Genomic DNA, 9,522 nt, shown 5'->3' on the forward strand with positions numbered 1-9,522 from the left:
CCCGCTCAGCCACAAACGACTCAAGGCACGATGGGCCGATCAAAACCTGCTTAGCCTCTTTACTCATATGCGATAGCCCTGCCCTTGAGGGGGAGATGCCTGGCAGGGCAGAGGGGGGTGCTTCGCGCCGACGTCTCCTTCGAGAGTTCAATTGCTCGCCGACAGCACCAGCACCGGCTTTTCGCTGTACAGCGCCGGGAACAGCGCCTTCAGGTTCGCCACCTTGGGCAGGTCGTTGTAGACGATGTAGGGATAGGTCGGGTTCAGCGTCAGGAAATCCTGATGATAATTCTCGGCCGGATAGAAGGTCTTGCCGGTTTCCAGCGTGGTGACGATCGGCTGCGGGAAGACCTTGGCCTGGTCGAGCTGGGCGATGTAGCTCTGCGCGATCTTCTTTTGCGCATCGTTTTCGGCAAAGATCGTCGAGCGGTACTGCGTGCCGGAGTCCGGTCCCTGGAAGTTCAGCTGGGTCGGGTTGTGGGCGACCGAGAAATAGACCTGCAGCAGCTGGCCATAGGTCACTTTGGACGGATCGTAGGTGATTTCGACGGACTCGGCGTGGCCGGTGCGGCCTGTGCCGACGGTCTCGTAGACGGCGCTGTCCTTGTCGCCGCCGGTGTAGCCGGAGACGGCCTTGGTCACACCCTTGACGTGCTGGAAGACGCCCTGCACGCCCCAGAAGCAGCCGCCAGCGAAGATTGCCTTTTCACTGCCGGCCACCGCCTTTTCGTCCAAAGCCGGCGGCGGGATCTTCACCGCGTCCTCGGCAGAAACCGCCGGCGTCAGCCATAAGGCGGCGCCCGCGGCAGCCAGCGCAAGTGCGGCGAGCGCGCCTTTGACAAAGCCAAGCGAACGGTTTGGTGTCTTGATGTCGGTCATGGTTGCACTCCTCATGGCTCCCATTGGGATCAGTCTATTGGATCAGGGACGGCGGCGCGACGCGCTAGTTGCGGCGGGGGCTCACATTCGCGTGCGCCGCCGGCAATCGGCCTAGTTGGCCGGCTTCATGGCATCGGTTGCCGGTTTCACCGCGTCAACCGCCGGCTTCATGGCGTCGGCGGCCGGCTTCATCGAATTGGTGGCCATCGGGTCGGCGGGCTTCATCGCATCGGTTGCAGGCTGCATGGCATCCGCGGCCGGCTTCATGGCATCGGCGGCGGGTTTCATGGCATTCGCGGCCGGCTTCATCGCATTGATCGCGTCGTCGGCACGGGCGATGCCGCCGGCAAACAGCGCCGTCGAGCACAGAGCGAAAGCGAGGGCAGGCAGCGTCAGGCGAAACAGAGTGGTCATGATGGTCTCCTTGGGGTGGTCGTAAGGGCGCGCCGTCTTGGCGGCCGTGCTATGCGGCGCCGCGCGTGCGGCGTTTGCGCAATCTTTGTGGAAGCGTGATCTAGTTGGTAGCGGCGGCCAGGATCGGCCCGCCGCCTGGCGACTGGACGAGCACGGCGGTGCTCAGGCCGTCCGAAGCCGGCGGCAGATCGAGCGCCGCGGCGTCGCCTGTCCAGCTGCCGAGTTTCTTGAGCGAATGCACGACATTGGCATGCGGCAAGGTGCGGCCGGTGTTTTCGCCGCGCGCCACCGGCACCTGGACGACGCCCCTGAGATAGCGCACCAGCCAGACATCGGCCCTGCCGCCCGGCACCGAGCCGGCGCCGATGCTGACCTTGCCGCGGTCGATCGACAGCGACGGGCCACTAATTCGGCCAGTGCTTGCGATCAGCTTTTCGATCTCACCGGGTGCGGCGCCGACGACATCGGCATGGCCGTTGACCACCACTTGCGGCGTGAACGGGCCGTCATGGCCGAGCGGCGGCTCGTAGCTGACCTGGCGCTGCGTGAATTCCTGGCGGCCGAACGTGTCCTTCCAGCCGAGATAGTCCCAGTAGGTAACGTTGAAGGACAGCGCCAGCACGCCGGGCTGGTCCTTGACCCTGATCAGATTGGCGTTGGCCGGCGGGCAGGACGAACAGCCCTGGCTGGTGAACAGCTCGACCACCGTGAGCGGCAGGGCAGCGGCCGCACCGAGCGACACGGCGAGTGCAAGCGCGCAAAGGCTGGACACTGTGACGAACTTGCTGGACCCTGACATTCGGCTTGCTCCGTGGGCGCCGGCGCCCGGATGCGCCGCTCATGTCCCCACTTCGCCGCTGTCTGCCGCTTCGTTACAGCGCTCACCGGTTTGTGATCATCAGGCTCAATTCTTCCCTTCTCCCCTTGTGGGAGAAGGTGGATCGGCGCGCAGCGCCGAGACGGATGAGGGGTGTTCCAGGGAATGAGGCGTTGGCATTCCCTGGAACACCCCTCATCCGTCGCCTTCGGCGACACCTTCTCCCACAAGGGGAGAAGGGAAGTCGGAGCCCCTATCGCCACGGCTGGAGACTCATATCTCGTACATAGGCGATGATGGTGTCGCAGACGGCGTTCAAGTCTTTCAGAACATCGTCGTTCCAAAAGCGCAGAATGCGAAAGCCCCTCGCCTCCAGGTCTGCCTTGCGGACACGGTCAGAATCCGACTCCGCGTGCTGGCTGCCATCGATCTCGATGATGAGGCCAGCTTCGAAGCAGACGAAATCGGCAATGTACCTTCCGACGGGAACCTGGCGCCGAAATTTTATCCGGTCGAGCCTGCGGTCGCGCAGTTCATGCCACAGCCTGCCTTCTGCCTCCGTCATTTTGTGCCGGAGCGAATGGGCGAAGCTTCGTTTGGCTGGCAGAACAGGTTGATGCGGCATGGCGCCAGATTACCCGGCCGTTGTATTCCGTCCAGCACCCCTCTTCCGTCTTGGCGCTGCGCGCCAATCCACCTTCTACCGCAGGGAGAAGGCCAAGAGCGCAGCTTACTGCGTCAGCACCGTGTTGGAGGGCCGCTTGTTGAAGTCGCACTTGCCGGTCACGCTGTAGAAGAAGTCGGCGTTCGTGACATCAGGCAGTGGAGGATTGTTGCCGCCGTCTTCCCATGCCTGATCGCTGGTCTGGCTGCAGGGCACAGCGCCGAAGATGTCGACGACCGTGTTGCCTTTAACCTCGACAGGGAGGTATTTGGAAGGGTCCAGGTCCCTTTGTGCAGCAGTACTGTACCCGGCGCCGAGGTAGAGCCGGTTCGACGTGTCTGCATTGTTCGACTTGAGCGGGTTGACCGGTCCGGACGGCACATCCATCTGCAGATAGAGCTGGTCCATGGTGCTCACATTGATTGTTGCGCCACTGGTGTTTCCGGCGGAATTCGTGGTCGCGCACGTTGTCTTGAAATAGATGGTGGAGCCGCTCGTGTTTCCGCTTTTTGCTACCGCGGTGCTTCTGTAAACTCCAGCAGTGGGAGTGAAATCGGTTTTTGACCCTACTGTCGTGCACACTTGGCTCTGAACCTGCGTCGAGGTTGTTCCCGACACAGTGGAAATAGTTGTCGTGCCGTAACCTTTCGGGTCGGCAGCGGTATAAGTCTTACCCCCGCTCGTATAGGAATAGTTATAGCCTTTGTAGACATAGTTGACCTTCATCATGGTCGTCGGTGTGGTGCTGGAGGTCGAACCGAACGGCAGTCCGTACAAGGTCATGGTCTTGTTCCAGTAGCCTGAAACGTGATCGACGTTGAATGTAGCTGCGACCAGTGCGGGCGTCTTGCTCACCGCCGATGAGACGCCGATCGCCACCGTCGGTATCCTGGCGATCTGCATGAAAACGGTCGGCATCGGGTAACTCGCCGTGGCCTGCGCCGTGGCGGTGCCGTTGGCGCTGACGTCGAAGGTGTTCAGCGTCGCGGTGCCCTGTCCGCCATTGGCCACGTAGGAGGCCTGCATCGTTACCTGGCGCTGCGCCTTCGTCGAGGCGGTATCCATCGTGGTGATCGACAGGATCGCGGAATCGAGTGCCGCCTGTTCGGTCGACCTGGTCTGGACCGCCGAGGTGTAGTCGACCGAAAAACCGATCGCGGTGATCAGCGGAATCATGACGAGAACGAGTATCGGTGCGAACGCGCCGCTCCGCGACCTGATAAACCTGCCTGCCAGCCCCCGCATGCCTTGATCCTTATATCAGAATATCCTCCCCGGCTAACATGGCAGTCCCCAATTATGCTCTAACGGACTTGGTTAATGTTTATCGTTTTTCGCGAAGAGCGCGTAATGAGCGACAAGCGCCGGCGGCACTTGCCCGGCAGTGGCTGTGCCGCTTGCCGCAGCAAGCCGCCCCTGCTAAAGCGCGCGACATGAGCACGCCCCTCGACCACATCCGAAATTTCTCCATCGTCGCCCATATCGACCATGGCAAATCCACGCTTGCCGACCGGCTGATCCAGCTGACCGGCGGGCTGGAGCTGCGCGACATGAAGGAGCAGGTGCTGGACTCGATGGACATCGAGCGCGAGCGCGGCATCACCATCAAGGCGCAGACGGTGCGGCTGAAATACCACGCCAACAATGGCGAGGACTATATCCTCAATTTGATCGACACGCCCGGCCATGTCGACTTCGCCTATGAAGTGTCGCGCTCGCTCGCCGCCTGCGAGGGGTCGCTGCTGGTGGTCGACGCCTCGCAGGGCGTCGAAGCGCAGACTCTGGCCAATGTCTACCAGGCGATCGACAACAACCACGAGATCGTCGTGGTGCTGAACAAGGTCGACCTGCCGGCCGCCGAGCCCGAGCGCATCCGCGAGCAGGTCGAGGAGGTGATCGGCATCGACGCTTCCAACGCCGTGCTGATCTCGGCCAAGACCGGGCTTGGCATTCCCGATGTGCTGGAGGCCATCGTCCACCAGCTGCCGCCGCCGCGCGAGGGCGATGCTTCAGCGCCGCTGAAGGCGATGCTGGTCGATAGCTGGTACGACGCCTATCTCGGCGTCATCGTTCTGGTGCGCATCATCGACGGCGTGCTGAAGAAGGGCCAGACCATCCGCATGATGGGCACCGGCGCCAAATATCTGGTCGAGCGCACCGGCGTGTTCACGCCGGCCCGCATCAATGTCGACGAGCTCGGCCCCGGCGAGTTCGGCTTCTTGACCGGCTCGATCAAGGAAGTGGCCGACACCCGCGTCGGCGACACCATCACCGAGGACAAGCGCGCCACCGCCAAGGCGCTGCCCGGGTTCAAGCCGGCGCAGCCAGTGGTGTTCTGCGGCCTGTTCCCGGTCGACGCCGCCGATTTCGAGGATCTGCGCGCCGCGGTCGGCAAGCTGCGCCTCAACGACGCTTCTTTCTCTTTTGAAATGGAAACCAGTGCGGCGCTCGGCTTCGGCTATCGCTGCGGCTTCCTGGGCCTGCTGCATCTGGAAATCATCCAGGAGCGGCTGGAGCGCGAGTTCAACCTCGATCTGATCGCCACCGCACCCAGCGTCGTCTACCGGCTGGCTCTGACCGACGGATCGATGAAGGAATTGCACAACCCGGCCGACATGCCCGATGTGGTGAAAATCTCCGCCATCGAGGAGCCGTGGATCCGCGCCACCATTTTGACGCCCGACGACTATCTCGGCGGCATATTGAAACTCTGCCAGGACCGGCGCGGCATCCAGGCCGACCTGTCCTATGTCGGCAAGCGCGCCATGCTGATCTACGATTTGCCGCTCAACGAAGTCGTGTTCGATTTCTACGACCGGCTAAAGTCGATCTCCAAGGGCTACGCCTCGTTCGACTACCACCTCACCGACTACAAGGAAGGCGATCTCGTCAAGATGTCGATCCTGGTCAATGAGGAGCCCGTCGACGCGCTCTCCATGCTGGTGCACCGCACGGCGGCGGAAAAGCGCGGCCGGCAGATGTGCGAGAAGCTGAAGGAACTGATCCCGAACCATCTGTTCAAGATCCCGATCCAGGCCGCGATCGGCGGCAAGGTCATCGCCCGCGAAACCATCTCGGCGCTGCGCAAGGATGTCACCGCCAAATGCTACGGCGGCGACGTCTCGCGCAAACGCAAGCTGCTGGACAAGCAGAAAGAAGGCAAGAAGCGGATGCGCCAGTTTGGGAAGGTCGATATCCCGCAGGAGGCGTTTATTCAGGCGCTGAAGATGGGGGATTGAGAAGCCGATTGGCGCGCGAAGCGCGCCAATTCATCGATCCGGTGGATCGATGGCAGGCTTCGAAAGCGGTGGAGTTGCCGGGGGCAATGTGCCCCGCTAGCGATGCGTTGACGCAGAGCGGTGTAGATTACTCTCCAGGAGGCGGCGCCCAGGCTATCTGGGCACCGAGCGCTTTTTTGAATGTTCCAGGGTCCCCGCGCTGTTGGCATCGGCACGCGGAGATCACGTTTGTACGAATACGTACCGATGGCCTGGGCTTGGTTGCTCGTGCCGCGATGGGGCGCTACAAAAATCGGGCGGCGGACCTCGGTTCGCCAGTGGCCGACGCGGGCTCAGGCAACTGTCTCACCGGCATTCGCGTCGGCCACTTCTCGACCGCAGGCGAGGGCGTGACAAGGCCGGATCGCCCGAGGGCAGACACGTCTCGACACTTTCTCCGTTTTCCGCTTCGCGCTACCCCTTTGAGAACGTTCCGCCCAGGAGTATCCTCAGCAGGGCTTGGGGGAGATTTCAAATGCGTTCCAACCCGCTGGACATCGTTGCCGCGACCGGCCTGGCCATCGGTGGCGCTTTCGGGCTCGCCGGCACTTTCGTCGCCAGCGCCGAACTGCGCGAAACGCTGTGGACGATCGACGGCGTGGCGCTGGTGGTGGCGACCGCGCTGCTGACGATGAAATACCAGCGGCTGGGCAATGACTGCATAGCTGCCGGATTCCTGACCTTCCTCGCCGGCGAGAGCCTGCTGCTCGCCGGCAATGCGGCAGGGCTTGAGGCCAGCGTGCCCTCCTATGTCGGCGGCATCTCGCTGTGGGCGGCCGCACTTGTCATGGTCAGCGCGCCGAAGACTTTCGCCGTTTGGATGCGTCTCACCGCGCTCGTGGCCGCCCTGCTGTTTGTCGTCTCGGCAGGCATGATCCTGTGGCGCGCGCCCCTACTGCCGACCTCGTCGCCGCTGCCCGCCGCCGGCTATCCGTTCCTGGTGCTGACTTTTATTGGCTGGATCTGGACACTTGTGAAATCCGAGCGCTGAACGGATCGGTGCGGTTGTGCGCGGTCCGTCGATATCCGCAACAGCGCCACCGAGGCGATCCACCGGCTGGTGCCTCTTGTGAAGGTAGGGCCGGCCGGAAATAGGCCAAGGCTGGCACATTACGAAGCCCCCTCATCCGGCCGCTTCGCGGCCACCTTCTCCCCGGTGGGGAGAAGAGGAGGCGCCGGCGCTGGGAGTCTCCTCTCCCCATCGGGGAGAGGGTGGCCGGAGCGAAGCGGAGGTCGGGTGAGGGGGTGGCGCCGACGGAACTTTTCTTTCTTTGCTTGCGGGATATCGAACAGTGTCGGCGCTTTCCCTCATTTGCCTGCCGGCACTCCATCTCAGGATGAGGTGTTCCTCGTGGGGGCGAGGAACCCAAGAGCGGCGAGGCCTCACCCCTCGATCCACACCTTCTCAAAGTGCTGCTCGAGCGCCTGGTGCTGTTCGCAACCCTCCACACCCTTGCGGTAGGTCCGGTAGACCGAGCGCCAGTAGGGTTGGATGATGATGCCTGAGTCGCGCAAATTCTGCTCGATCTTGGCCATGATCTCCTTGCGCGCCTTGGCGTCCGGGGTCGCCAGCGCCTTGTCTAGCAGTTCGTCGAACTCCTTGTTGGCATATGCGCTTTCGTTCCAGGCGGCGCCGGATTTATACGCCAGCGCCAGCACCTGGACGCCGAGCGGGCGGCCGAGCCATTCGGTGCAGGAGAAGGGGTATTTGCTCCAGTCGTTCCAGAAGGTGGCGGCGGGCAGCACGGTGCGCTTGATCTTCAGGCCGGCCTCGCGCATCTGCGCGCCGATGGCGTCGCCGGTGCTCTTTTGCCATTCGACATCGACGGAGATGAGCTCGAATTCGTGGTCGGCCTTGCCTGCCTCCGTGAGCAGCTTCTTCGACTGGTCCAGGTCGCGCTTGGCCGGGCCGATATCGGCATATTCGGGGTGCATGGGGCCGACATGGTGATTGTCGGCGGGCTTGCCGCGGCCGCCGAGTCCGAGCGCCAGCACGGCGGAATTGTCGACGGCGAGCTGGGCGGCGCGCCGCACCTTGACGTCGTCATAGGGCGCGTTGCCGACATTGAAGCGAGCGACGATGGTGGAGCCGGTGGCGATCTCGGAATTCTTGAGCCCCATCTGCTCAGTCTGCGAGACAGCGTCGGAGGCGGTTTCGTGGTCGGTATCGATCTCGCCGGATTCGAACGCCGACAGCATGGCGTTGGGGTCGGAGCCGTAATCGACCCATTTGATGCCGTCGAGGTGGAATTCGCCCTTCCACCAGGGCTTATCCTTGCGCTTCACCTCGGCGCCGGTCTCGGCATCCCAGCTGACCAGCTCGCAGGGACCGGTGGTGATGGCAAGCGCCTTCATCGGATCGCCGTCGCCCTCATAGGAGCGGTGCATGATCAGCGCGGGATAGTCGGCCATGCCGGCGATCAGCGAGATGTCGGGCTTGGGCAGATTGAGTTTTATCGTGAACTCGTCGACCTTGGCGATGCCGCCGTCGACAACCTTCTTGGTGTCGGCATTGACCAGCGCGCCCATGCGCGCGGCGACCGAATTGCCGGCCACCGAGGCATCGCACCAGCGGGTGAGGTTGTGGACGACATCGTCCGCGTTGAAGGCGTCGCCGTTCGACCAGGAGATGCCCTTGCGCACATGCAGCGTCAGCGTCCTGGCGTCGTCGCTCGCCTCCCAGCTTTCGAGCAGCCAGGGCTCGAAGGAGAAGTCGGTGTTCCAGCGCACCAGATATTCGTTGCAGTGGCGCGCGACGTTGGACATTTCGACGCCGTCGAAGGTGCGCGGGTCCTTGAAACCCTTGACGTTCATGGCGACGCGCAGGACGCCGCCTTTCTTGGGTTCCGCCGCGCGGGCAGGGGTGGGGGCGAGCCCGCCCAGCGCCAGCGCGCCGGCGGCGCTGACACCAAGGCCGGCCATCAAGGCCAGATATTCGCGGCGGTTGATGCCGCCGCTCTTGAAGTCGTCGGCGACGGGTTTTGCCTGCGGGTGCAATTTGCGGTCGGTCAGCATGAATTTCATCGTCGTTCCCCTGTTGTTGGGCGCCCCGGCCGATCGACAGACGCGGGGACGTAAGCGATCGCCGGGACGCCTTTTGCCTGGGGGAATGATAGAGCGGGGCGAGGCTCGGCAGTGTTCGGTTTTCCGCAGTGATTGTGCGGTGCTCCGCAGGGGGGAGTCGGCAGTGCGCTTATACTTTACAGCCGCGCTGGGAGAGATGCGCCAACGGCGCGGCGCCAATCTCCCTCCTTGAGGGGGAGATGGCCGGCAGGCCAGAGGGGGTCGGCACGACGGGACGCGACCTCGTACTTTCAAAAAGATGATGCTAGCGCTCTACGCGCGACGACCCCCTCTGTCGCCTTCGGCGACATCTCCCCTCAAGGGGCAGGGGAATCGCATATGAGTAAGAGTAAGTCTTGCGTTGAGTGGAAAGGTTGATTCTTTAGGGGCCTTCTCTTTGAAGAGGA

Annotated in this window: 8 protein-coding genes; 2 read left to right on the forward strand and 6 right to left on the reverse strand. The window is 63.0% G+C overall.

Annotated elements, in window-relative coordinates; genetic code table 11:
- Nucleotides 1-147 precede the first annotated feature (147 nt).
- From msrA to NKJ90_RS32810, 5 genes are all read right to left on the reverse strand, one after another.
- On the reverse strand, nucleotides 148-879 hold the full coding sequence (msrA, locus tag NKJ90_RS32790) for a peptide-methionine (S)-S-oxide reductase MsrA (RefSeq protein WP_023763149.1): 732 nt from the start codon (nucleotides 877-879) through the stop codon (nucleotides 148-150).
- Nucleotides 880-990: 111 nt separating this feature from the next.
- Entirely contained in the window at nucleotides 991-1,293 is a 303-nt protein-coding gene (locus NKJ90_RS32795) for a hypothetical protein (protein ID WP_023763148.1), read from the reverse strand.
- Between the two features lie 100 nt (nucleotides 1,294-1,393).
- Nucleotides 1,394-2,092: a DUF1223 domain-containing protein gene (locus NKJ90_RS32800; RefSeq protein ID WP_023763147.1), complete on the reverse strand. Its 699-nt coding sequence runs from the start codon at nucleotides 2,090-2,092 to the stop codon at nucleotides 1,394-1,396.
- A gap of 271 nt (nucleotides 2,093-2,363) precedes the next feature.
- Entirely contained in the window at nucleotides 2,364-2,735 is a 372-nt protein-coding gene (locus tag NKJ90_RS32805) for an endonuclease domain-containing protein (protein WP_023763146.1), read from the reverse strand.
- 105 nt (nucleotides 2,736-2,840) lie between these two features.
- Nucleotides 2,841-4,019, reverse strand: a complete 1,179-nt coding sequence (locus tag NKJ90_RS32810; RefSeq protein ID WP_023763145.1) for a TadE/TadG family type IV pilus assembly protein — start codon at nucleotides 4,017-4,019, stop codon at nucleotides 2,841-2,843.
- Nucleotides 4,020-4,207: 188 nt separating this feature from the next.
- On the opposite strand from NKJ90_RS32810, the gene lepA reads away from it, so the two are divergent.
- Both lepA and NKJ90_RS32820 read left to right on the forward strand, forming a co-directional pair.
- Nucleotides 4,208-6,013 carry a translation elongation factor 4 gene (gene lepA / locus NKJ90_RS32815; RefSeq protein WP_023763144.1) on the forward strand — a complete coding sequence of 602 codons (1,806 nt, stop codon included), beginning with the start codon at nucleotides 4,208-4,210 and terminating at the stop codon, nucleotides 6,011-6,013.
- A gap of 514 nt (nucleotides 6,014-6,527) precedes the next feature.
- Nucleotides 6,528-7,043 (forward strand): hypothetical protein, encoded by a 516-nt coding sequence (locus NKJ90_RS32820; protein ID WP_023763143.1) that lies wholly within the window; start codon nucleotides 6,528-6,530, stop codon nucleotides 7,041-7,043.
- A 392-nt stretch (nucleotides 7,044-7,435) separates the two neighbouring features.
- Here NKJ90_RS32820 and NKJ90_RS32825 read toward each other — a convergent pair whose 3' ends face one another.
- A complete protein-coding gene (locus tag NKJ90_RS32825) occupies nucleotides 7,436-9,076 on the reverse strand; it encodes an ABC transporter substrate-binding protein (RefSeq protein WP_023763142.1) in 1,641 nt (546 codons plus the stop codon).
- Nucleotides 9,077-9,522 lie beyond the last annotated feature (446 nt).

It is taken from the genome of Mesorhizobium sp. M0051, from assembly GCF_040323235.1.
GTDB lineage: Bacteria > Pseudomonadota > Alphaproteobacteria > Rhizobiales > Rhizobiaceae > Mesorhizobium.